Annotated in this window: 22 protein-coding genes and 1 tRNA gene; 10 read left to right on the forward strand and 13 right to left on the reverse strand. The window is 34.5% G+C overall.

Features of this window, described 5'->3' with window-relative positions:
- Positions 1-37: 37 nt before the first annotated feature.
- Positions 38-1,453 carry an L-seryl-tRNA(Sec) selenium transferase gene (selA, locus tag HR057_RS04730; RefSeq protein ID WP_173730278.1) on the reverse strand — a complete coding sequence of 472 codons (1,416 nt, stop codon included), beginning with the start codon at positions 1,451-1,453 and terminating at the stop codon, positions 38-40.
- A gap of 165 nt (positions 1,454-1,618) precedes the next feature.
- Here selA and HR057_RS04735 point away from each other — a divergent pair, with 165 nt between their 5' ends.
- The gene (locus HR057_RS04735; RefSeq protein WP_173730279.1) at positions 1,619-2,038 is read left to right on the forward strand and encodes an Hsp20/alpha crystallin family protein; all 420 of its coding nucleotides are present in this window, start codon (positions 1,619-1,621) and stop codon (positions 2,036-2,038) included.
- Between the two features lie 46 nt (positions 2,039-2,084).
- Here HR057_RS04735 and HR057_RS04740 read toward each other — a convergent pair whose 3' ends face one another.
- Positions 2,085-2,330 (reverse strand): Rdx family protein, encoded by a 246-nt coding sequence (locus HR057_RS04740; protein ID WP_374724014.1) that lies wholly within the window; start codon positions 2,328-2,330, stop codon positions 2,085-2,087.
- A 173-nt stretch (positions 2,331-2,503) separates the two neighbouring features.
- On the opposite strand from HR057_RS04740, the gene selD reads away from it, so the two are divergent.
- Complete coding sequence (gene selD / locus HR057_RS04745) at positions 2,504-3,523, forward strand: selenide, water dikinase SelD (RefSeq protein ID WP_407926115.1); 1,020 nt, start codon at positions 2,504-2,506, stop codon at positions 3,521-3,523.
- 83 nt (positions 3,524-3,606) lie between these two features.
- On the opposite strand, the gene HR057_RS04750 is transcribed toward selD, so the two are convergent.
- Together HR057_RS04750 and selB are read right to left on the reverse strand one after the other, a co-directional pair.
- Entirely contained in the window at positions 3,607-4,491 is an 885-nt protein-coding gene (locus HR057_RS04750; protein WP_173730281.1) for a selenium metabolism-associated LysR family transcriptional regulator, read from the reverse strand.
- A gap of 21 nt (positions 4,492-4,512) precedes the next feature.
- A complete protein-coding gene (gene selB, locus HR057_RS04755; RefSeq protein ID WP_407926114.1) occupies positions 4,513-6,405 on the reverse strand; it encodes a selenocysteine-specific translation elongation factor in 1,893 nt (630 codons plus the stop codon).
- A 350-nt stretch (positions 6,406-6,755) separates the two neighbouring features.
- Between selB and HR057_RS04760 the strand changes: the two genes are divergently transcribed.
- On the forward strand, positions 6,756-9,419 hold the full coding sequence (locus HR057_RS04760) for a calcium-transporting P-type ATPase, PMR1-type (RefSeq protein ID WP_173730283.1): 2,664 nt from the start codon (positions 6,756-6,758) through the stop codon (positions 9,417-9,419).
- Between the two features lie 347 nt (positions 9,420-9,766).
- Here the strand turns inward: HR057_RS04760 and HR057_RS04765 are convergent, their stop codons facing one another.
- Positions 9,767-10,924, reverse strand: a complete 1,158-nt coding sequence (locus HR057_RS04765) for an MGDG synthase family glycosyltransferase (protein ID WP_173730284.1) — start codon at positions 10,922-10,924, stop codon at positions 9,767-9,769.
- A gap of 115 nt (positions 10,925-11,039) precedes the next feature.
- Between HR057_RS04765 and HR057_RS04770 the strand changes: the two genes are divergently transcribed.
- Positions 11,040-11,894 (forward strand): metallophosphoesterase, encoded by an 855-nt coding sequence (locus HR057_RS04770; protein WP_173730285.1) that lies wholly within the window; start codon positions 11,040-11,042, stop codon positions 11,892-11,894.
- A gap of 29 nt (positions 11,895-11,923) precedes the next feature.
- Here the strand turns inward: HR057_RS04770 and HR057_RS04775 are convergent, their stop codons facing one another.
- Both HR057_RS04775 and HR057_RS04780 read right to left on the reverse strand, forming a co-directional pair.
- Positions 11,924-12,514 (reverse strand): YkoP family protein, encoded by a 591-nt coding sequence (locus tag HR057_RS04775; protein ID WP_329955838.1) that lies wholly within the window; start codon positions 12,512-12,514, stop codon positions 11,924-11,926.
- Positions 12,515-12,650: 136 nt separating this feature from the next.
- Positions 12,651-13,856, reverse strand: coding sequence for an MFS transporter (locus tag HR057_RS04780; RefSeq protein WP_329955839.1), 1,206 nt, complete (start codon positions 13,854-13,856; stop codon positions 12,651-12,653).
- A gap of 241 nt (positions 13,857-14,097) precedes the next feature.
- Between HR057_RS04780 and HR057_RS04785 the strand changes: the two genes are divergently transcribed.
- From HR057_RS04785 to HR057_RS04805, 5 genes are all read left to right on the forward strand, one after another.
- Positions 14,098-14,295 carry a DUF3896 family protein gene (locus HR057_RS04785; protein WP_173730286.1) on the forward strand — a complete coding sequence of 66 codons (198 nt, stop codon included), beginning with the start codon at positions 14,098-14,100 and terminating at the stop codon, positions 14,293-14,295.
- Between the two features lie 538 nt (positions 14,296-14,833).
- Entirely contained in the window at positions 14,834-15,217 is a 384-nt protein-coding gene (locus tag HR057_RS04790; protein ID WP_173730287.1) for a hypothetical protein, read from the forward strand.
- Between the two features lie 933 nt (positions 15,218-16,150).
- Positions 16,151-17,239 carry a hypothetical protein gene (locus HR057_RS04795; RefSeq protein WP_173730288.1) on the forward strand — a complete coding sequence of 363 codons (1,089 nt, stop codon included), beginning with the start codon at positions 16,151-16,153 and terminating at the stop codon, positions 17,237-17,239.
- Positions 17,240-17,245: 6 nt separating this feature from the next.
- The gene (locus HR057_RS04800; protein ID WP_173730289.1) at positions 17,246-18,457 is read left to right on the forward strand and encodes an amidohydrolase family protein; all 1,212 of its coding nucleotides are present in this window, start codon (positions 17,246-17,248) and stop codon (positions 18,455-18,457) included.
- Positions 18,458-19,490: 1,033 nt separating this feature from the next.
- A tRNA-Sec gene (locus HR057_RS04805) sits at positions 19,491-19,587 on the forward strand.
- Between the two features lie 146 nt (positions 19,588-19,733).
- Here HR057_RS04805 and HR057_RS04810 read toward each other — a convergent pair.
- Positions 19,734-19,886, reverse strand: coding sequence for a hypothetical protein (locus HR057_RS04810; protein WP_173730290.1), 153 nt, complete (start codon positions 19,884-19,886; stop codon positions 19,734-19,736).
- Positions 19,887-20,086: 200 nt separating this feature from the next.
- On the opposite strand from HR057_RS04810, the gene HR057_RS04815 reads away from it, so the two are divergent.
- The gene (locus HR057_RS04815; protein WP_173730291.1) at positions 20,087-20,518 is read left to right on the forward strand and encodes a DUF2621 family protein; all 432 of its coding nucleotides are present in this window, start codon (positions 20,087-20,089) and stop codon (positions 20,516-20,518) included.
- 51 nt (positions 20,519-20,569) lie between these two features.
- On the opposite strand, the gene HR057_RS04820 is transcribed toward HR057_RS04815, so the two are convergent.
- The 5 genes from HR057_RS04820 to HR057_RS04840 all read right to left on the reverse strand — a co-directional run bounded on the left by HR057_RS04820 (position 20,570) and on the right by HR057_RS04840 (position 23,809).
- Entirely contained in the window at positions 20,570-21,040 is a 471-nt protein-coding gene (locus tag HR057_RS04820; RefSeq protein WP_329955843.1) for a CcdC family protein, read from the reverse strand.
- 11 nt (positions 21,041-21,051) lie between these two features.
- Positions 21,052-21,414, reverse strand: coding sequence for a response regulator (locus HR057_RS04825; protein WP_173730293.1), 363 nt, complete (start codon positions 21,412-21,414; stop codon positions 21,052-21,054).
- Between the two features lie 80 nt (positions 21,415-21,494).
- Positions 21,495-22,202 carry a cytochrome c biogenesis CcdA family protein gene (locus HR057_RS04830; RefSeq protein ID WP_173730468.1) on the reverse strand — a complete coding sequence of 236 codons (708 nt, stop codon included), beginning with the start codon at positions 22,200-22,202 and terminating at the stop codon, positions 21,495-21,497.
- Positions 22,203-22,319: 117 nt separating this feature from the next.
- Positions 22,320-23,399 carry a tRNA 2-selenouridine(34) synthase MnmH gene (gene mnmH, locus HR057_RS04835; RefSeq protein WP_173730294.1) on the reverse strand — a complete coding sequence of 360 codons (1,080 nt, stop codon included), beginning with the start codon at positions 23,397-23,399 and terminating at the stop codon, positions 22,320-22,322.
- A 194-nt stretch (positions 23,400-23,593) separates the two neighbouring features.
- Entirely contained in the window at positions 23,594-23,809 is a 216-nt protein-coding gene (locus tag HR057_RS04840; protein WP_173730295.1) for a YneF family protein, read from the reverse strand.
- Positions 23,810-23,835: the final 26 nt, after the last annotated feature.

Raw genomic sequence — 23,835 nt, forward strand, 5'->3', positions numbered from 1 at the left:
GGAAAGCCTTTATTTTTAGGTGTAAGGAACAAAATAACTAACTAATCGTCTGAAAAACTGCAACCATTTCTTGCAATTCATCATCTGTGACTGTTCGAAAATCTAAATATATTTTTTCATCTTTTTGGCGGGTGACAATGCTTGGTTTGGATAATCGCAAACGTAATGAAAGCTCTTCGGAAGAAAGTGTGCGATGAGCAATAGTTGCAACAATTGTTGGGAGCTTAACATCCGGCATTGTTCCGCCGCCTACTTGAGAATAGTCTTTCTCGATCGTTATTGTATATTGGTCGCTTATCTCCATGATATGGTGTTGAAATTTTAAAGCTTTTTTCATAATTTCCTCTTCTGACTGTAAAATGTCACGCAAAGTTGGAATTTCTTTTAACTCATCCTCTCCCATCCAATAAGCTTTCAATGTTGCTTCTAGAGCTGCCAACGTTAATTTATCGACACGTAGAACACGGGCAAGCTGATGTTTTTTCAACTTTTCTATTAGTTCCCGTTTTCCGGCAATGATTCCCGCTTGCGGTCCTCCGAGCAACTTATCACCACTAAATGAGACAAGATCAGCCCCCATGGCAAGTACATCTTTTACTACCGGTTCATCACCGATTCCATCGTTTTTAAAATTATAAAGGACACCGCTACCTAAATCTTCATAAAAAATAAGATTGTCATATTTATTCTTAAGTTCAGCTAGTTCTCTAGTTCCTACACTTTTCGTAAAACCGATCACTTTAAAATTGCTCGTATGTACTTTCATAATCATCGCCGTTTCTGTAGTAATCGCCTTTTCATAATCCGCTAAATGTGTTTTGTTCGTTGTTCCTACTTCAACAAGTTTTGCTCCACTTTCTTCCATAATTGCTGATATTCGAAATGAACCTCCGATTTCAACAAGCTGTCCTCTTGATACAATCACCTCTTTATCTTGAGCAAGCGCTCGTAAAATTAAATAAACAGCTGCAGCGTTATTATTGACAACCATCGCTGCTTCAGCATTTGTTACTTTCTGGATTAAATTTTCAATAATTTCGTGACGAGATCCCCTTTTTCCTTCAGCTATTTTATATTCAAGATTCGAGTAGTTGGCAGCAACTTTAACAATATGTTCAATTTGCTTATTCCCGAGTCGAGCTCTTCCTAAATTTGTATGTAAAATTGTCCCAGTGGCATTAATAATTTTTTTTAAATAATACTCGGATTGTTGCTCTACTTTTTGTTCAACTCTCCTAAAAATTTCATTCATCCAATACTGTTTGTTTATATGATTTTGATCTGTTTCAACCCATTCATTTTGCAATAGTTGTTTTCGTATTTTATCTAATTCTTCTTGGCATATATTCGTCAATCTACTTCTTGTCATTCCATATTTTTGTACAATGCGGTCAAAAATGGGCGATTTTTGCAATTCGTGAATAGGCGGTAAATAGCGTAAATATTTTTTCATATTTGTTTTTTTTGCCACCTTTCTAAAAAATTCTTGTCCTAATTATAGCATTTAATACAATAGTTCCGCATAATACATGAGATTGGAATATTTTTGCCTAATCATTTTTTACTAAAAATGAATATGTTTATAAGGAGATGAATAATAAGGGAGGTGGAACGGTACATGGGCAACTATAACCAATCCTTTTGGCCAATGATGAGAGGGGTCCATGAACTGTTCAATCACTTTTTCGATGATCCATTTATGGAGTTATTTCACCAACCTTTTCGAGTTGATGTTTATGATATGGGAGAAAAAATTGTTGTCGAGGCAGAACTTCCTGGATTTGATCGAAACCAAATAAAAATCGAGGCCGTCCATGAAGGATTGAAAATTTGCGCTATCGACCAACAAGAAATAGAAACGGTCAATGATAATAAGAAATACTTCAAAAAAGAACGAAGCTTCCGCAAGTTTGAACGCATTATTCCTTTGCCATACGAGGTATCATCTAATACAAAAGCGTATTACAAGAACGGCATATTGGAAATTCATGTTCCAAAAAATGAGGAGTTAAAGCAGAGATATATAAATATTGAATAATCATTTACGGATACGGAGCCATGTGATACTTGGCTCCGTTTAAATTTTATTCCAATCCCATTTGCTCTAATTCCGCAATAAATTCTTTTGTATCTGGAAATTTTCCTGTTTCCTTTTTGGAATACTTTTTCACACCATTAACGGTAACTTCAAACACGCCTCCCGAGCCTGGGATTAATTCCATTGAACTAATTTTTCCTCTAAAATGATTAAATAACTCTTCTGCGAAACTCGCAGCTTTTGGTGCATAGTTTCATTGCATGCAAAATTCTACAGTGATTTTGAATGTCATAAAAATCCTCCTACTCTTATTAAAAATTTTTAACAAAGTTATTGTAGTACAAATCTATTTTTTCCGTAAAATTATCTGCTTATAAAATAGTTTTGTTAGTGAAATGGATAAACATTATACTATACTTATGAATGGAGGTGGGTATCGTGGACGAACAAATTCGATTAACCGCTATGTCTACGAAAGCTGGTTGAGGCTGTAAAATCGGCCCTGCCGAACTGTCGCAAGTATTGCGACTATTACCAGAACGTGAACATGATCCTAATTTATTAGTTGGTATAGATACATCGGATGATGCGGGGATTTACCGTGTATCAGATGATCTAGCTCTTATTCAAACCGTTGATTATTTTACACCAATTGTTGATGATCCTTATATGTTTGGCCAAATCGCTGCAGCGAATGCATTAAGTGATGTTTATGCAATGGGCGGAAAACCGAAAACTGTATTAAATATCGTTGGTTTCCCTGTTAAAAAACTCGGGGCAGAGATGCTAGCTGAAATATTACGAGGGGCAGCTGATAAAGTAAAAGAAGCTGGAGCCATTATTGTAGGCGGGCATTCTATTGATGATCAGGAACCAAAATTCGGTTTAGCCGTAACAGGGTTTGTTCATCCTGAAAAATTTTACCGCAATATTGGTGCCATTCCTGGAGATGTACTAGTATTGACAAAACCGATTGGTGTTGGCATTATCACAACCGGTATTAAACGTGGGGTTGTTACACCTGAACAAGAACAAAAAGTGATAGAAGTAATGGCTGCACTAAATAAAACAGCGTCCGAAACCCTTGAAGGATTCATTGTTCATGCTGTCACTGATGTCACCGGTTTTGGTTTATTAGGACATGCCTACGAGATGGCAAAAGGAAGTAATGTTAGCTTTGTAATTTCCTATCAATCAGTACCAATTTTAGAAGGAACGCATAAACTTGCCGAGCAAGGAGTTATTCCGGGTGGGTCAAAAGCCAATTACGAATGGCTAAAAAATGATGTTCATTTTGCAGAATCTATTACTGATAGTGAACGTTATATATTATGCGATGCGATCACATCCGGTGGACTACTTGTCAGCATGCCGAAAGATGAAGCAATGCGTTATGTAGAGAAACTCCATAGTAAAAAGATCTTAGATGCACAAATAATTGGAGAAGTAAAAGAATTTAATGGGAAATTTATTTATGTAAGGTAAGGAGTATCATAAATACCCTAGTAATGTTTGAAGGCTGTTCAAAAGTCACTATATGACTTTGGACAGCCTTTCAATTGATTGTATTAAGGGTTCATTTCCTTATCAAAAAACTGTAAAAATGCAGCGATTAACGGAATGTTTTTATTTTCAGCAAGGCAAGAAAAATAAAAATTTCGATTCACTTGAAAATCATGGACTTCAATAATTTTTACACGTCCATATTTTTCCGCTCGTTTGGCAGCAAAAGAAGAAACAACAGAAATCCCAAGCCCTGATTCAACCGCTGCAACAACAGCTTCAGTGCTTCCTAACTCAGCAACTACGTTCATTTGTTCAAGGGAACACCCTAATGATTGCACCATTTTTTCAAATGACAATCTAGTATCTGAATTTTTTTCACGGATGATCCAATCTTCCCGAAACAAATCACTAAACAGCTTTATTTCATTATCATCAAAATGAATAGGTGCAATAATATTCAATTTTTCACTCATGAGTGGCTTTACATATAGCATCGGCGTTCTCGGAGGCTCTCCTGTAATTGCAACGTCAACCGTCCTGTTGGCGAGCCATTCTGCAACCAACTTACTCCCTGAAATTTTCATTTTAAATTCAACATTCGGATAAGCCGATTTAAATTCTTTAATCATTTTAGGCAATAAATATTCCGATGGGATTGCACTCGCTCCAATAACAAGTTTTCCTTTAGGTTCTCCTCCTAAAAACTGTTCCTCAAGACTTTCCCATAGGTATAACATTTCTTTAATTTTCCCAAAAATTACTTCTCCTTGAGGTGTTAGTTGAACTCCATTAATAGTCCGATTGATGAGCTTTGTATTGAAATGTTCTTCCAATGCTTGAATCCTCAAGGTAATCGCTGGCTGCGTTACAGATAAATGTTTAGCTGCTTCAAGAAAACTGCCGAATTCTACGACCTTAACAAATGCTTTAAGATTGTTCAAATTCATTTCATCACCACGAGACCCAAACTACAACCATATTCTCTTATCCTCTACTCTTTTTGTCAGCTTTAATGCATCAAATAACTCAAGCAAAGGAATTAAATATTTTCTCGTTAACCCTAAAACATCCTTTGCATCTTTGACTGTAAATTCAACACCTGTATTTCTTTTCAAAAGCGCAGCCGCTTTTTCAATTGCTTTCATTGAAACAACAAGATTTTCGGCAAGAAGGACAGCTAAATTTGATTGCAATAAAAAATGTTTAAAATCTTCTTTATAAGAATCAGGAATACCAGCTGATTTTACATAATGATCAAATGGTTGAACTTCAATTTCATCATTTTCAATTGATGTGAGAGCACTCTCCATTCTTCTTTTCCATTTTTCAGGAAAATGGGGAGTAAAAGTACTAAGATGGATATATTGCTCAACTTTTTTTAGGAAGCCAGTTTCAACTAGTTTTTCAATGACAAATTCAATGAGGCGCTTTGGATAAAGATCCAATAATAAATGAGTTAATTCAGCCTTATTAAAACCAAGACGCATCGGATACTGTTCATGGTATTGCGCCAATTTTTCACCTGTCAATCTTTTAATGGTTTCTAAATTTTCTATTAATGCATATTCTCCACTTGGAAGCTGAAAAATCGTTTCCTTTTGTTCACCTTCCAATAGAGTTTTCAATTCTTCCTCATCAAGGGATGAATATTTTAATAAGTCATGGAATGATAGCAACGCTTTTTCTTTTAGAATTGAAGTAATCCGCTCTACTGGTGTACCTTCTTTTTTTGCTAGAAGCATTTTTACGGTTTCTTCCCCAAATCGATATTTTCTTCCTTTTGGATCAATGATCCAACCTCCGCCAATCGTTTCCATTGGTGTTGGCCTCCGCAAAATAAACCGGTCTCCTCTTTTACAAACAATCGGATGATCTAGACGAATTTGGCATACAATTTCTTTTTCTTCTTGCAACAGTTCATTCCGATCAAAAAATACGATTTTACCCATCACTTCAGTTGTTCCAATATGTAATTTAACAGGTACACGCTGTTTTATCGGTGCACTCAAATCATTAACAAACCTAACTGCAATATCAATCGTATCGGTAACTAAAAAATGGGATGAAGAAACGAGGACGTCCCCACGGACAATTTCATGCTTGGAAATTCCCCCAAGATTTAAAGCTGCTCTTTGACCAGCTCTTGCTTCTTCTACCTGTTCATGATGAACTTGAATTTGCCGGACTTTCACTGGAATTCCTTTTGGCAAAACTTGGAGGGTGTCCCCTTTGGTTACAGTTCCTTCATAAATGGTTCCGCGTACAACCGTGCCCTGCCCTTGAATTGTAAATACTTGGTCAATCGGCAATCGAAAAGGACCACGTGCATCTCTCGTTTCTTGATGCTTTAATTGTTCTTTTATAAGTTGTTTAAGTTTATCGATACCTTTCATTGAGAGGCTATCTACGAACACGATCGGAGATTTTTCAAAGACAGTCCCTTTCAAATTGTCTCGAATATCTTCTTTTACTAGTTCTATCATTTCCTCATCGACACGATCAATTTTACTAATGGCAATGATCCCTTTTTCTATTCCTAAAAATGATAGAATTTCCACATGCTCCTTTGTTTGCGGCATTACTCCTTCATCAGCTGCAATAACAAGAATAACTAAATCTATACCTGCCACACCAGCAATCATTTGTCTAATAAATCGTTCATGCCCTGGTACATCAATGATTGAAGCATGAAGCTCTTCATCAATTTTTAAAGGAGCAAAACCAAGTTCAATTGAAATATTTCTTTCCTTTTCTTCTTTTAAACGGTCTGTGTCTATACCTGTTAATGCTCTCGTAAGGGATGTCTTACCATGGTCAATATGACCGGCCATTCCAATTGTATAATTACGTACTGCCAACATCTCCACCTACTTCTTTCCATCATTACTTTTAACTTTAAAGGCAAATGGAAAAGTATTCAACTGCTATGAACCTTTTATAAATAAAATGATCATTCCCCTTGAAGTGTACTTATTAATCACAAAAAAAATCCACCAAAAGAATTGGTGGATAAAACAGAGGAATACATGATGATGAACAACAATTCTAGGGAATTTTGTTGCTCATCATATTTATCGGTTATCGAACACTAATTTTTCACTAAAATTTTAATTATTTTTGAACGTTCAATTTCTATCTCAAACATGTATCCATTTTATGGTTTAATAATATTAGGAAAGATTTCCATCTAACTAGAGGAGGCTCGAAGGACATGTGGTATGCTAAAAATGTACAAACCGTTGCATCTGAATTAGATGTAGATCTTGAGACAGGGCTTTCTCAAAAAGAAGTAGAAAAGCGCCTCGATTTTTATGGAGCTAATGAATTTAAGGAATATAAAAAACCTACCCTTATGAAATTATTTTTTGATCAAATTAATAGTTTGTTAATTTATATTCTATTGGTTTCGGCTTTTATCTTTTTTATCGTTGGAGAAATAAGTGATGCGATCATTATCCTAGTTGTCATTTTAGTAAACGCATGTATCGGTGTTATTCAAGAATCAAAGGCAGAACAAGCGCTTGAGGAATTAAAAAAAATTGCAACTCCAAAAGCAGTTGTAAAACGAGAAGGAATCATTAAAGAAGTCCCCTCTCAACAAATTGTTCCCGGAGATATTGTTATAGTTGATGCTGGTCGCTATATCCCAGCTGATTTACGTTTGATCGAAGCTGTCAATTTAAAAATTGAAGAATCCTCTCTAACTGGAGAATCAGTTCCAGTCGAAAAAGACGCAACTACTCTAGATCAGGGAGGGATCCCCCTTGCCGAGCAACGCAATATCGCTTTCATGTCAACCCTTGCAACCTATGGCCGCGGTGTCGGTATTGTTGTCAATACGGGAATGAATACTGAAATTGGCAAGATTGCTTCCATGTTGGAAATAAGCAAAGATACAACACCATTACAAAAAAAATTAACAGAACTCGGAAAGACTCTTGGTATTGGATCTATAATCGTTTCTGCAGTAATTTTCTTTATTGGTTTCTTCCAAGGTCGAGATGTCCTTGATATGTTTTTAATTTCTGTCAGCCTTGCAGTTGCAGCGATTCCAGAAGGATTGCCTGCTATTGTTACGATCGTGCTTGCCCTTGGCGTTGAGAGAATGATCAAACGCCGCGCAGTTGTTCGAAAATTACCTGCAGTTGAAACACTTGGCTCTGTTAGCATCATCTGTTCGGACAAAACTGGAACATTGACACAAAATAAAATGACAGTCACGAAAATTTATACAGGCGACCAAATTTTTCCCCTTTCATCTCCGGTTTTAGAAGAACCAATCTATGCTCGCATTTTCGAAGCAATCTCTCTCTGTAATGACGCGGTTATAACAAAACACGAAACAACAGGAGATCCTACAGAAATCGCTTTACTAGAGGCAGCTAAAAAGCTAGGTTATGACAAACAAATTTTAGATCAACAATACAAACGTGTTTTTGAAATTGCTTTTGATTCAGAAAGAAAAATGATGACAACTGTTCATCAAAATAATGATCGTTATCTTGTAATGATAAAAGGTGCGTTAGAAAGCATTTTACCATTAACTTCCTATGTTATGAAAAATGGAGAAAACATCCGATGTGAATCAAAAATGATTGAAAAAATAAACGAACAAGCAAATAAAATGGCTGATGAAGCGCTCAGAGTATTGGCGGTTGCATTTAAAGAAGTTGACTGCGAAACAATGTTTACACCTGATAAACTTGAAAAAGATTTGATTTTTCTTGGATTAGTTGGCATGATTGATCCCCCAAGGGATGAAGTAAAACAATCGATCGCCCAATGTAAAAATGCCGGTATTAAAACAATTATGATTACTGGTGATAATCAAAAAACAGCTTTTGCAATTGCCAAGGAACTCGGGATTGCTAAAGAACAACCAGAAACGCTGTCAGGTTCGGAATTGGATCGTTTAAGTGATACAGAATTGCGGGAAAAAGTGAAATTTACTACAGTTTTTGCCCGTGTTTCTCCTGAACATAAAGTGAGGATTGTGAAAGCTTTCAAAGCAAATGGCCATATCGTGGCCATGACAGGTGATGGAGTAAATGATGCCCCTTCTTTAAAACAAGCAGATGTGGGAGTAGCTATGGGGAAAAACGGAACCGATGTTGCTAAAATGGCAGCAGATATTATCTTAACCGATGATAATTTTGCCACAATTGTCAGTGCTGTTGAAGAAGGACGCAATATTTATCAAAATATAAAAAAATCAATAATATTTTTACTATCTAGCAATATCGGGGGCATCGTCTTATTATTTGTTGCAATTTTCCTTGGATGGCCTGCCCCCCTTAGTGCAATCCATTTTTTATGGATTAACTTATTAACTGATACATTGCCAGCTATTGCTCTAGGATTGGATCCGAATGATCCCGATATAATGAAACAGAAGCCACGTTCTATTAAAGAAACGATTTTTGCAGGCGGAAGCGGAGCTTTCACTTTGTTATATGGGGTACTAATCGGTTTATTGTCACTATTTGCTTTTGTGGCAGGATTGGATGCTTATACAGGTTCCCAATCGATTTTTACAATCGATTTTAAAAATGTTGACAAAGATGCGCTAATTCATGCACAAACAATGGCTTTTATTACACTCAGTCTATCTAGGTTATTTCATTCTTTTAATTTGCGTCATAAAAAGAAAGCCTTAACCGAAATCGGATTATTTTCCAATAAATTTTTGCTGTTGGCCGTAATAATTGGTATTGCCATTCAAGTAATACTCGTTAATGTACCGGTCTTAAACAAAATATTTGAAATTCATTATTTGACAGCAATAGATTGGATATTTGCAATTACACTTTCTATAGTGCCAATCATATTTAGTGAGCTTGAAAAAGCTTGGAAACGAGTTTTTGTTATTAATTAGCAGGCAAAAACGCTTGGGGATCTTAATAGACCAAGCGTTTTTACAATATAGACTACCTAAAAAGATCTTAATTTTGGTGATTAATAATACTATAACTTGAATTTACCCACCCAAATAGTTTTAAATTTTCCTTTCACATTTAAACTTTTGATGACTTACCCACATGTACCTTTAAATTACGAATTGATTAAAATGAAACCTCTATGGAAAATATCTATTTTAATAACTATTAATAACTGATTTCATTTATATAACGTACCTTCTAATTTTCTTACAATTTGATTAATCCCAAACCATCCGACATTCCAACATAAATTTCATCACTCTTTATTTTACTAACATTTTTCCTACTCTCTATAGGTGGGACTCTTTCGAAAGTTTGTTAAAATTTTCAAAATAAGTTTTGATGGTTCTTCTTGATGAAGCTGGGCATGGAATCTTTCTAAATTCTTGAAGTATTGTTTCATTGCATCTTCATTTTTTAAAGTTGTAACTATTTGTTTTTGTATATTATTGTTTGTCAATTGAAAAACAAGTCCCAACGATTTTAACTGTTGCAAATTGATTTGTTCCTGCCCAGGAAGTGCATCATAAATAAAAATTGGCTTTCTTTTAAATAAACACTCACTGATTGTTACACCACCCGGTTTCGTTACAACAGCATCAATCTGGTCATACAACTTGTTCATTTTTACACGGCAATCAATATAAGGTAACGGAATAATCCGATTATTGTTTTTCATTTTTAGTTTTTCATATAATTTTGGATTTTTTCCACATAAAACATAATAACGAATTTCTTCGTCTGCTGATTGTTTTTCGATACTTTGAATGAAAAAGTCTAAAGCCCCAACTCCTAAATTACCACCTGCTACTAAAACTTCAAATTGCGATTTTTCTTTTGTCGACCCTAAAAATGGCTCTATCTTTTTTTCAATTTTTTCATGGATCGGTATGCCGGTCATAAATATGCGGTTGTCATGAATACCCTTTTTCTTTAAAAGCCTTTTCATCTCTTCACAGGAAACAAAATGAAAGTCAATATGATCGATCCCCCAAAAACTGTGAATAAAGTAGTCTGTGTAAACATTTATGACTGGAACACTTACCTCTTTCCTCTTTTTTAAACAATTCATCATGTATGAAGGCAATGCATGTGTGCAAATAACAAGGTCTGGATTTTTTGCGAGAATCAGCTTTTTCATGAAATGAAGAAATAAATATTCATATAGCCGAAAACGCTTATCTTGATCAAGACGTCTGTAAACCGAATTTTGATAAATTAAATTGTAAAAATTAGGAAATAATTTAATCCATTTTAAATAGATGTTTGAAACGAATCTTTCAATTTTTCCATAACTGTATGATAGAATATCAACTTTTTCGCATTGAACATTTGGTAAAGTTCGTTTTATGCCATCGATTAAAGCGTTGGCAGCATGATGGTGGCCTGAGGGGATTTGTAAAAATGGTAAAAATAAAATGGTTTTCGAACTTTTACTCATGTTGCACCTCGATTTATGATAAAGTTCACCATTTCCATGGAAGTTCAACCAGCTTTTTCTTGTCTAAATGGCTTCATGGATCATGTATAATCTTAAACAGGAGGTGTTGGGTTTCGTGGAATTATTATTATTTTCTATTCTGGCATCTTTTCCTATATATTTTCTAAAAAAAGCTCATAACAACACAAAAGATGTTGTAATTAATAAAATAAAAATCAATGAACACTTTGCAAATAATCAACAACCAATGATAAGGATCTTACAGTTGTCAGATATGCATCTTGAAAATATTTCTATAACTCCGGAAGAACTATATGAAAAACTAAAAAATGAGGCAATTGATTTAATTGCCCTTACCGGAGATTTTCTGGACAGAAAACGTACGATTCCAAAACTCATTCCATATTTACAAACATTGAATCAATTAAACGCGAAATTTGGTATATTTGCTGTACTGGGTAATCATGACTATGTGCTAAGAAAACCATATTTAGACACTTTAATTCAAACCTTTGAAAATTATAATTGCAAAGTATTGCGTAATGAGCATGATACAATCTATGTAGGTGGCCATCGTATTAATATTATCGGGATTGATGATTTTAGTACAAAGCGAAGCAATCTAAAAGCTTCGTACAAAAATTTAAAACCTGGGACAAATTTAGTTTTAACTCATGATCCGAATTTAGTATTACACATGGAAAACTATCATTTTGATTATTTGCTATCCGGTCATTTCCATGGTGGTCAAATATGTTATCCGAAAGCTTATCATCTTGTTAAAATGGGTAAACTTGCAAGAATGGACATTATTAAAGGCATCCATTTTCAAGAAGGGAAACCTTTTTATATTAGTGAAGGACTTGGTCAAACAGGTGTAAACATTCGCATTGGCAGCCGTCCAGAAATAACAATTCACGAATTTTATCTTGAAGCAAATGAACAAAGAGCTATTTGTAATATAAATTAAGGTGACCGTAATAAGGAAAAAGCCGTTCATCAAGGACAGCTTTTTCTTTTATTTTTTTCACCATACAAATTCAAAAGTTTTCCTTTTGACATAAATAAATATTTTGGTGAATGATGCTGCAAAATATGTCGAACGGAATTCCCGCTTGAAATTAATTCAATTGGCAAAAACGTGCACCATTTAAACCCTTTATAAATATGGCTAGTAATATCAACAACCTCAAACCCTAACCGTTCACAACCTTTATTTAAAAATGTAATTCCAATTACGCCTTTGATTTCATCAGACCGATCAGCCCTTTGGATAAATTCGGCTAAACCTGGTAATGAGTTTTGAACATGGCGATATATAATTTTTGCTTTCTTTATTTCATTTTTTATATGAATAATTTCTTTCAATAACTTCACATTGTGAAGATGTACTTTTACTAAAGTATCATTTTTTTTAATTTCCGTTCCATCAGATAATACAATTTCTCTCCCTTTATACTTAGTAAGTCGAACACGAAAAATATTACTTTCTGCTCCTTGGCGTGGAAGATAAGTTAGTCTGGTACAGTAATAATAAATCGGATCAATGAGACTCCAGATTGAAAGTACATAACCACGCATTGAGACCATCGTCTTCCTCTCTTATAGAAATGTTCCTTATTATTTTAAACATCAGTAAAAATTATTATTTTGGAATTTTTTGTTATTTTTTTACAAAAAAATCGACAAGCGTTTACTTGCCGATTTTTAATGTTAGATGGATGTTTTAAATATCTGCCAGTTCGATTTTCCTTGTCTCTTGACCAAGGAAAGCAACTGCCAATACACCTAGGATAATACTTCCGCAGAAAATTGAAAAAATAAACCCAATTGAATAACCACTAGCAACTAACGAACCTACTAATAGCGGTCCAAGGATCCCTCCTAATCTGCCGACAGATGCAGCCATTCCGGTTCCAGTCCCACGTATAACAGTTGGGTATTGTTCTGGTGAATAAGCATATAGTGCTCCCCATGCACCTAAATTAAAAAATGACAATAAAATACCTGAAGCAATTAAAAGACCAGTGGATTCTGCAGCCCCAAACACGAAAGCAGATGCGGCCGTACCAAGTAAATAAGTAACAAGTACAAATTTGCGGCCAATACGTTCAATAAACCAAGCAGCTGAAAAATATCCTGGCAATTGAGCTAATGTCATGATCAATACATATTCAAAACTTTGAATCATGCTAAATCCTTTCATAACCATTACACTTGGCAGCCAAAGGAACATTCCATAATAAGAAAAAACTACTGTAAACCACAAAGTCCATAGAACAAACGTTGACCGTGCATATTTTTTCGACCAAACATTCCGGATATTTTGTAACACCGATCTTTTTTCAATCTTTTTCGGTGAAAATGCTGGGGAATCCGGAAGTTTAAGCCGCAAATATATTGCATATAAAGCTGGAAGGGCACTTAGTAACAAAGCAATTCTCCAACCAAATGATGGAATAATAAAATATGAAATGATTGCTGCTAGAAGCCAACCAACTGCCCAAAAGCTTTCCAACAATACAACAATTCTTCCACGGTCAGAAGATGGAGCTATTTCAGAAACTAAAGTTGAAGCTACAGGCAATTCACCTCCAAGTCCCATTCCAACTAAAAAGCGTAGAATTAAAAATACTGTCAAAGTAGTTGTTAATGCAGACACCCCGCTTGCTAGAGAGAACAAAACTAAGGTAATAATAAAAACGTTTTTGCGGCCAATACGATCCGCCCAAAGTCCAAATAGAAATGCACCGACTGCCATCCCAATAGAATTAATACTTCCGATCCAGCCCATTTCTTCCGGCGTCAAATTCCAGTCAGCCTTTAAAGCTGCGATAATAAAGGAAAGCATCCCGACATCCATGGCATCAAACATCCATCCAATTCCTGCGATTCCGAGCACTTTTCTCTGTGAAATTGTAGTATCTCCCACGAGCACCTCTCCTCTTGTCTTGACATCTGTCTTTATATTATTAACTATAGAGTGCTATATATAAAAAAACAAGTTATTAATCTGGATAAACTGTTTCGAATTTGTAAAGAATCTTTCACTATTTTGCAACAGTTATGAAGGAATTTGTTCGTTTAATGAGGTTAAAATATAAATATAGAAATAGACAACGCTTTCATATAATAGAATTTCAAAACTTTTTTGCAGAAAGGACTGTTATTATATGAACTATCAAGAGCTTATTGCCACAATGGAAGAGAGAAAAGCAATTTTACTAAAACAATTAGAAGATAATAAATTATCTAAAGAAGACTACGACACAATTCAAAATTCAATCGACAACTATGATTACATTATCGAGCTCATTGAAATGAATTATTTTGAACGTGGACAAACGATCCCATTAGGTCATATAAAGTAATAGGAGCGAAATCAAATCGCTCCTTTTTTATTTTTTCATACTTTTCCTTTTTGTATTCATAAAAATTTGTATTCATAAAAATAATACCTAATATTCTCAGGCTTTTAGAATTGGTTTATCCTAATATAAAATTAAGAAGGCTTTTCGGAGTGATTTATTTCAACATACTATTACAAATCACTAGAAAGCACTTTCCCAAAAAAACGGATAGAAACGGTGAGTTCTCCAATTCGCTGTTTTTCTTTTTCTTAAAAAATTCTGATTGCGGATGGCCTCCAAATTAGTAGTTTATGAACAATTGTTAAAATCCCGAATACTATCTGACCATTTCCAATCCCAAAAACAGAAATTAAGTGAACGACAAATCTCCATTAAAGTCATTTGAATAAACAAATCTGATCTACATTCCTTTATCATGCGAACCAGTTAAAGATTACTATGTTAAAATTCGGGCTTACAAAAAAGATGTTTGTCCATATCAATTCGATAAATGAATTCATAATTTGTATTAGTCCAACAGGAAAGGAGGGAAGCAACTTTGGCTATTACAACCGGTCCTTTTCGTGCACCGCTTTTAATGCAAAATGGAACTGCTCCAGATACTCTTGCGATTGATTTGACAAATCCAACTAGAAAAAATAAAACGGTGCGTGTCATTGTTGAGAGATGGGATCTTAGTCCTACTCCTACTGCTGGAACAATTATCTTTGACCAAGTAATTACTCTACCACCAAACAGTAGTCAATTTGTAAATGTCCTTGTAGCACAAGGATTCATCCCTGGAGCACTTTACAGAGTTACTGTTATTGGCGATACAGATGAAGATGCGGAAGGAATTGAAGTAGTTGTTAATGGAGGAGCAAACGGTTTCCACGAACCAACCATGTTTTTCCGTCATGAAGACTTTGTTGAAATTGACTAACAAAATAATAGAGTAATAAACAGGGCTCATAGAACTACCTTTTAACATAAATACCATACGTCCAGTAATTACGGTGACATAATAACTATTACTCCTCCTTTTGTTCCCCTTTTTATATTTTAGTACTCCCCCGCTCCTTTGTGTTTTGTTTAAAACAAAAGTGAGGCACTCTTCAATTTGTTTTTGAAGAGTGCCTTGGTAATTTATGTTTACTATTCAATAGGAATAAATAGTTTTACTCAATTATAGAAAATTTTACCTTTTGAAGATACATAACAACTAGACCATGTTGAGTTTTTTCACCAAATTTTATTGGTTTTAATTCAAGTAAAGCTTCAATTTTCTATTAATAGTAGGATTAATGTCATTTTATGTATGTTATTCATTACGATACAAAGTCTCCAATCTTGATGACTAATATTTTAATTTTATCCTAATTGTTAAAATTTGCAACAGTAATAAAGAAGGTCAATGGAGAAGCATTAGCACTGTTGAAAATGCAGAAAAAGTATAATTCACGGTTTGTTAGAAAAAAGCATCTTTGTATAATTTGAGGTGTATGTTATGCGGATTGTCTTATTATGAACCAAAGGAAAACTTTTTGGACCTCCCTATGATTCCCTTGATACAATGCTTTTTACAGAAATACCTTTTGTGGAAAATTATTTGCGAAATTATTAGATATACTGTAATACCCTGAATGTTTTGTAGAATAATATCGTTCACTCTATTGTTTTTCCTAAATTGTTGTCAAATAGGAGAATTTTACTCTAAATTAAAATTAATTGCTTCACGGTAACCTTTTCCTTACAACACTGTTTTACATTATGAATTTATTACGTTTTCCACAGTACTTTTCTACACCTTAAAACAAGCACCTACAACATTTATAGTCATATGATAATGAAAAATGAAAGTAGGGAGGTACTGTAAATGAATAATGAACAATTATCAAACCCATCACCATCAAGATCAAAATGGGTGTTTTGGGAAATTATTGGAGTGGTTTTGGTTTTTGGGTTATTGCTAATTCTCCTTTTTGCTCCAAATTCATTGTCTCAACTATTCGATACAACCATCAAAGAGGTAAAACCTATTGTCGTTGATATTTTTCTAACTAGCGAAATTGGAATTGCTATTATTGTAAGCGTTATTGTTGGAAGAATTTTAGAAAGACTTGGATTTACAGATGGACTTATTCGAATTTTTGTACCGATTATGAAGTGGTTCAATATTAACCCTTCTGTCATTATTCCTAGCGTTTACAATATTCTCGGTGATATTAATGCTGCGGGGAAAATTTCAGGACCTATATTGGTAAAAGCGAATGCGACAAAAGAAGAACAAAAAATTGCAATTGCTACTATGATTCAATCTCCTCAATCTTTTGCGACATTTGTCCTTGGACTGATCGCCTTATCAGTCTTTAACATCAATGCTTTTCCATTAGTGATTTTATCAATTTTTGTTCCTTTAATTGTCGTCCCCTTCATCCTTTCAAAAACGTTATATCGTGATACGAAAAAAGTAAATCTAACTGAACTGCCACATTTTACACCAAAAACAAGATTTTTACAAACAATTTTTGCATCGGCAAAAGAAGGTGCAGAACTTCTCTTTCTAATCATTATTCCTGCTGTAGCGGCCGTATTTTTCTTCATTGGAGTATTAAAATTTTTCGGAGTATGGACATTTATCGAATCTGCTCTATCTTCAAGCCTTACTTTCTTAAGCATAGAACCACAAACAGGTATCGTTTCTATACTAGCCGCCCCAACCTTAGCCGTTGCACAACTAGCCGAACTTACTGCCTCTATTGACCCAAGATTAATTGTAGGATCATTTGTTTTGGCCAATTCCGGTTTACCATTGTCAGTTATCTTTGGTCAAATTCCGGTCACATGGGCAGAATCCTCAGGTCTGACAGAACGAGAAGCATTAGAAGCAGCAATAATTGGGGTTATTATCCGGGTGGCAACTGCAATTTTCATAGGATATTGGATTACCCCTTTTTTGGTGTGATGAAAAATGGAGTATATTGTAAAAGGAAAGAAACTAGTAACTGTCAGCAAATTTGGAACGATTCATAATGGAGCAATGGTTATAAAGGATGGAAAAATTGCAGCAGTTGGACGATGGGATGCGATACATGAACAGTATCCTTCGCTAGATATAGCTGATTTTTCCAATTATGTCATTACTCCTTCCCTGGTTGACTGTCACACCCATTTATTAGAATATGCACCGAGTTCTCTATTTCCTGTTACCCCAGAAACACATTTTCATGCAGGAAAATGGATCCTATTTAATGCTCTTTCCTCTGGTATTACCGCTATAGGTGAGCAAATATGCGGACACCCTTTATGCGATTTTAAAATTGATGATTATCGTGAAGCAGTAAAAAATTTCCCTTTGGATATTTCTTTTGCTACGACAAGTATTACAATTGGTTTCGAAGAATTGGCTCATTTTTCTGCAGTTACCCAATCAAAAAAGATGCAGCATGAGGATTTAATATCTCTGAAACTTGTAGAAGAGCTTGCAAAAAACAGTGACTATCCTGGGGAGAACTTGTTTATAAACGCAACACCAGCAAATTTTACTCCTGAAATGGTTCCAAGAGCCGGAGAAATCTTATACTCTATTGATGATTTAATGAAAATTGTCCAAACCTTTCATAATTTAGGAAAGAAAATTGGCTGCCATGTCGCAGGAGAAGAAGGTATTGACTTAGCCCTTTCTGCTGGGTTTGATGTATTACATCATGCCCATGGTATTACAGAAGAACAGATGGAAAAAGTAGCAGAAAAAGGTGTTCATATTGTGGCAACACCAATTGGCGGTACACATCTAAAGCCGAATTCACCAGAAGAAATTTTAAAACTTGTAGAAAAAGGGATTACCGTTTCCATCTCCACTGATGCGTATTTACCACCTTACCCTAATGTACCTTGGCTTCAATTTAAAGACCATTCGATAATAGGGCCTGATTCACTCATGGAAATCGCCCACCCTTCAATGAAACTGTTAAAAGAAAATTTTTCGGAAAACGTAATTCTGGAGTTACTTACAGCTAATCCTGCAACTCTATTAGGCAAAGAAAAACAGTTTGGCAGATTGGAACCAGGATTAGATGCAAATTTTTTAATTGGGGAAGGCATTCCAGGGCTTGAAATGACAAACACTCAGCAAATTAAATCGGTTTTCTTTAAAGGTATTAAAGTAATTGAGCGGAAATAGGCAATACCTAAGACAATTAAAAAAGTACAAAAACATTGTAATTGAAATAGAATGATCTTTTGGTATGCAAATCACTCAAGATACCTATGTTTTTATCTTACACCAAACCAAATACAAATCAGGAAGACACACTTTCTTGATAACGCGGATTTTTTAAACTCAACGGAACGAATAAAATTATCTAAAACAAATAAATAAAATTGACAGGCATGACAATATAGGTTCGAATCCAATTCAGACATCACTAGTACTGGAGCTTGTATCCCCTAAGTATCAGGGGAAACAGGCTCTTTGTTTTGCTGACAACTATTCTTCAAATTTTTGTCTATAATTAAATATTCTTTTTTATTAGAGGGTTTCAGTATTAAACGAGTTCAGAGTCCAATGAAACAAGGAAACATCAAATCTTGCATAGTAAAAAATATTGCCCTTAATCAACACAAGTATAAGTTAAAATGTGAAAATATACTTGATCATTTAACGCAACACTGACAAACGAAAAAGTTTACTTAAGAAATATGAAACCCTTGAAACAAATAGAATTACCCTTTTTCAAAACATTAAAGGCTAGTACAAATACAAACAGATTCATTGAAGCTTCGGCTATTTTACATCTGATGAGCAAAAAATGTCCTTTATGCTTCATAACCTGAAGGTTATATTATTAGTAAAATATCTATACGTTAATTTCTCATTGTTCCGAGTAAGTTATAAAAGACACTTTTCATTTTGACGACAATTTATTTTGGATGTGGATTAATCCAAAATTAGTGTTGTGCAGGAATAAACTATTCAAATTGAGACACGAAATCTTGCCTTAGATCCATTGCAATACAATTATATTTTATATTTATTTTCATATAATCCCACTAAATTAAGAAGAAAATCAAAAAAATATGACCTTTTATGCTTATTTGTCACACAAGTGCTCAGGAAAAAATGATTGAAAATCAATTATTTATCTTAATATAAGAAAAGGTCATTTCCATTGCTTCCATCTATTAAAGTGAGTATAATAATAGAGGTAGAATACGGGGCCGGATGGGGTACTGGTGTCCTCCGCGGTCTTCAAAACCGTACGTGACCGCCGTGCGCGGTCAGGTGAGTTCGATTCTCACACGGTCCCGCCAAATAAATTTAACAAAAACTACATAGTGCCTATTTACCTTTATTCGGAATCTTGAAAAAAACGTTAGACAGTGTAAGTCTACATTTTAAAATCCAAAATAAAAAACGTCGCTTTTCACGACGTTTTTCGACGCAATTCAATTCATTTTTAGCCATCACTCATTTTGCCTCTAGTAGGATGAATTGCTTTTTCCAATTCTTCTGCACTTAGTACATTATCCTTTGCAGTCATAGCGTCACTAAAAGGTTTTCCTTTTTGACTACCACCTTTTGGATTGTCTCTGCGCTTTTTATTCGTCATCGAAATCCCTTCCCCTCAAGTCCTTTTTGAATTAATAAATTCGCCTTATTAAAGAATGAGCAATAAATTTTACCTACCGTAATCATAGCCTCCCAGTTATCCATTAAAAATATTCACTTTTCTATCAGCATTTTATTGGTTTCCACCATTAAATGTTGTTAAAATAAGAAAAGGCAAAATTGTCATGATGAGGTGGAAAAATGTTTGACAGTTGGGTTCAATGGATGATTCTGTTTTGGACCGTTTTCATGGTCGTTATGCTCTTTATCGGTGGATTTTTTATGTTTCGAAAATTTCTCAAGCGGCTGCCTAAAGCAGATGGCAAGTCTATCCTTGATTGGGAAGAATATTATATTAATGAAACACGACATTTATGGCCAGAGGAACTAAAAAATTTATTAGAAGAACTCGTAAAACCTGTTCCAGAGTTATTCCGTGATGTTGCTCGGCAAAAAATAGCTGCAAAAATTGGAGAGCTCGCCTTAGAGAAAAAAGCAGATAAAATAACAGAAAGCTTAGTCATTGAAGGTTACATAAAAGCAACTCCTAAACGTGATCATAAGTTTTTACGGAAAACACTTGCCAAAAAACAAATTGATATTTCACCGTACGAACACCTTTTTAATAAGTAAACAAGGTTGACCGCTTATGTCATTCTTATTCGATGACATTATTTGGTCAACCTATTTTTGCATTTCCAATTGTTTCGCAAGTTTTTTATAAGAATATAACATAGCTAAACGCCATGGTAAGATCATTCCGAAAGCGAGAATGAAAAACATGCCGCTTGTTTCCCCGAATGGAATGTATTGTCCCAAAATAGACTTCAAAATAATTCGGGCTATCAACAAACCGATTAAAATAAACATAAACGCTTTGGACCGTTTCAAATAAATTTCATTATTTCGTATTTCGAATTTTGATGTTTTGATTAATAAAATCGAAAAGACTAGCCCGACCGACAGTGCTTCAATAACTTCAGCAAAAGTTAAATGGAAAATGGGAAAGAGAAACATAAGAAAGCCAGTGCTCATAAAAAGAGGCGGTAAGATGATTTTTTTTGCATTAGTTGGCTTTTGGGCCGCTTTCATACGTAAAAACATCGCCAAAATAGCCATGATTAATGCGCCAACTGTTGTGGCAACCATAAGGATTCCTGTAGTATTCATTTTTCAAAAACCCTATGAATTGCCTCTAGGACACGATTTTCATCAAATGGTTTTACAATAAAATCTTTGGCACCAGCTTCAATCGCTTCAACAACAAGCTTTTGTTGTCCCATTGCCGAGCACATAATAATTTTTGCTTGAGGATCGATCGCTTTTATTTGTTTTACCGCTTCAATGCCTGTCATTTCTGGCATTGTTATATCCATCGTTACAATATCAGGTTTAAGTTCCCTATATAACTCAACCGCTTTACGGCCGTTTTCAGCTTCTCCAACAACCGTGTGGTTGCCTTTTTGCAAAATATTTGTAAGGGTCATTCGCATAAATTTAGCATCATCGACAATAAGTACTCTAGCCAATTCCTTCATCTCCCCTAATCTCAACTAACGATGTAAATTGTACTAAAAATTATATTATATCCAGCAAATATTTGCGAGAATTAAAAACCAGTAAAACCACCGAAAATACTAATAAAATATGTGGTGATTTTTGTCATCCAATCAAAGAATAAGAATATTCCCATTACGATCATCACATAGCCGCCAACTTTTATTATTTTCTCACTATTCCTTTTAATCCACTGCAATTTTCCAATAAAGAATGACATAATAAAAAACGGAATAGCAAAACCAAGGGTGTAAGCTAACATATACACAAGGCCAGAGCCCGGATTTGAAACGCTTAATGCAATAACAGCTGCCAAAATTGGGCCGGTACATGGTGTCCAACCTGCAGCAAATCCCATTCCTATTATAATCGAACCAATAAAACCTGAGGGACGGTTTTTAAATGATATTTTTCTGTCTTTCATTAAAAATTCGGGTTTTAATACGCCTACAATAACAAACCCAAAAAATACTATTAAAATAGCGCCAATTTGTCTAATTAAATCATTATATTGGATAAAAAATTTTCCAATCATCGACGTTGATAATCCTAACACGATAAAAATGCTAGAAAAACCGATTAAAAAGAAAATGGTATGGAGCATTGCCCTCTTTCCGAGCATTGCATTTTCTTCTTTCAATTCATTGACAGAAATTCCGGTAATGTATGATAAAAATGCAGGATATAAAGGTAAGCAGCAAGGTGAGATGAACGATAAAAATCCAGCCCCAAAAGCTAGAAACAGATTAACATCAGCCACCATATAACAACTCCTTAAATGGAACTCTATAATCTTATATCATTCTATCAAAATGGTTGCAATTTGAAACATTTGAAATTAACAGTTTTGTGTCAGGTGCTTGAACTACATATTGATTTAAACATTTATTGTTGGAACAATTCCCCATTTTTCAACAATTGTATTGATTTCGTTTTTAATGATATCCAATCCATCTTCCATACCTTCTATAACTACAATACGAGCTGGGGTTTCGTATTTTTCTTGGGCATAATGATATTTGGGATCATAATAATTTTCTAATAATAATTTTACGAACTGTTCATACTCTTTATGATGCAAACGATCTTGAATCTCTTGGAACAACTCAGGCTTCAATCTTTTTTTGAGAGCGGTCGAAGCAGCAACAAATTGTTCATGAAACTCATGAAATCGATATGTGTCACAAATTGCTTTAATTCGAGATTCAAGGGATGAAACAATATGAATTCTTGTTCCTTGTTCTTTCCCTTTCAAAATGAAGTCTGGAATGACGATTCTGCCGATTCTTTTACTTTCTGCTTCAATAATATAATAAGGCGCATCTTTTAGCTCCCAAAGCCGTTGCCAAAGCTTTCTCTCAAATTCTTTTTGAGAATTTGGATTTAATCCGATGGCTCCGAATATCGAACCTCGATGTCCAGCAAGCTCTTCTAAATTAATGGTTGGATAATTTTCTTGTTGGAGCCTTTTTAAAATTTCAGTTTTATGAGTTCCTGTGTTTCCTTCAAGTACGATAAATCTTTTTTGAATTTTTGAAAATTCATCGAGGTCTTTCTGGATTAATTTTCGATAGCTGCGAATGCCTCCTTCAAGCTGAATGACAGGGAATTTAATGGATCCTAAAAAAGAAACAATCGTTCCACTTCTCATTCCACCGCGCCAACAGTAAACGACAATATTTTTATGATCATTTTCATTTACAACTTTTTGAAATTGTTGAAAAATTTCCGGTAATTTTTTTGAAAAAAATTGAACTCCTAATTCAATTGCCTGTTTCTGACCAACTTGTTTATAAATAGTGCCAATTTTCGCCCGTTCTTCGTTTGAAAATAAAGGTATATTGATTGCTCCGGGGATATGAAATTCCTCAAATTCTGCTGGGGAGCGGACATCAACCAATATCACTTTTTCTTTCAAAAGTTCTTCTATTGAAATGGTTGGCACTTTCACACTCATCAAACGTCATCCTTTAAATCTATATGTATATACCTATTATAGTACCTAGATTTTTCTTTATCAAATAGCAAAAAGCTGCCTCAATAAAGGAAGCATCACCAACGAATTCATTCGAGGCATGAATTTGTATGCTATCCTTTTGAGACAGCCTTCGTTTAAATTATATAAAGATGTAATCAGTAATTGTTCTACATTTATTTTTTTTGGAGCTTGTTTATTTGTTGCATCATTTGATTAATTTTCTTTTGAGATGGCTTTTGGCCCATTTGTGTCATCATTACTTTTAACATTTGTTCATTAATAGGCGGATTGTTTTTCAAATAGTTTTCCATATATTTTCTTGCAATAAAAAAGCCGATGGCAATACCGATAAGTAAAGCCACGAGTCCAATCGTAATATAAAGCCACATAAAAATTCTTTCCTCCTCCAAGTTGT

It is taken from the genome of Calidifontibacillus erzurumensis, from assembly GCF_013303125.1.
Classification (GTDB): domain Bacteria; phylum Bacillota; class Bacilli; order Bacillales; family Bacillaceae_J; genus Calidifontibacillus; species Calidifontibacillus erzurumensis.

Bases quoted from the DNA above. Each gene is read 5' to 3' on its own strand.
- selA (WP_173730278.1), bottom strand. From the start codon at position 1,453: ATGAAAAAATATTTACGCTATTTACCGCCTATTCACGAATTGCAAAAA.
- HR057_RS04735 (WP_173730279.1), top strand. From the start codon at position 1,619: ATGGGCAACTATAACCAATCCTTTTGGCCAATGATGAGAGGGGTCCAT.
- HR057_RS04750 (WP_173730281.1), bottom strand. From the start codon at position 4,491: ATGAATTTGAACAATCTTAAAGCATTTGTTAAGGTCGTAGAATTCGGC.
- selB (WP_407926114.1), bottom strand. From the start codon at position 6,405: ATGTTGGCAGTACGTAATTATACAATTGGAATGGCCGGTCATATTGAC.
- HR057_RS04760 (WP_173730283.1), top strand. From the start codon at position 6,756: ATGTGGTATGCTAAAAATGTACAAACCGTTGCATCTGAATTAGATGTA.
- HR057_RS04765 (WP_173730284.1), bottom strand. From the start codon at position 10,924: ATGAGTAAAAGTTCGAAAACCATTTTATTTTTACCATTTTTACAAATC.
- HR057_RS04775 (WP_329955838.1), bottom strand. From the start codon at position 12,514: ATGGTCTCAATGCGTGGTTATGTACTTTCAATCTGGAGTCTCATTGAT.
- HR057_RS04785 (WP_173730286.1), top strand. From the start codon at position 14,098: ATGAACTATCAAGAGCTTATTGCCACAATGGAAGAGAGAAAAGCAATT.
- HR057_RS04795 (WP_173730288.1), top strand. From the start codon at position 16,151: ATGAATAATGAACAATTATCAAACCCATCACCATCAAGATCAAAATGG.
- HR057_RS04800 (WP_173730289.1), top strand. From the start codon at position 17,246: ATGGAGTATATTGTAAAAGGAAAGAAACTAGTAACTGTCAGCAAATTT.
- HR057_RS04810 (WP_173730290.1), bottom strand. From the start codon at position 19,886: ATGACGAATAAAAAGCGCAGAGACAATCCAAAAGGTGGTAGTCAAAAA.
- HR057_RS04815 (WP_173730291.1), top strand. From the start codon at position 20,087: ATGTTTGACAGTTGGGTTCAATGGATGATTCTGTTTTGGACCGTTTTC.
- mnmH (WP_173730294.1), bottom strand. From the start codon at position 23,399: ATGAGTGTGAAAGTGCCAACCATTTCAATAGAAGAACTTTTGAAAGAA.
- HR057_RS04840 (WP_173730295.1), bottom strand. From the start codon at position 23,809: ATGTGGCTTTATATTACGATTGGACTCGTGGCTTTACTTATCGGTATT.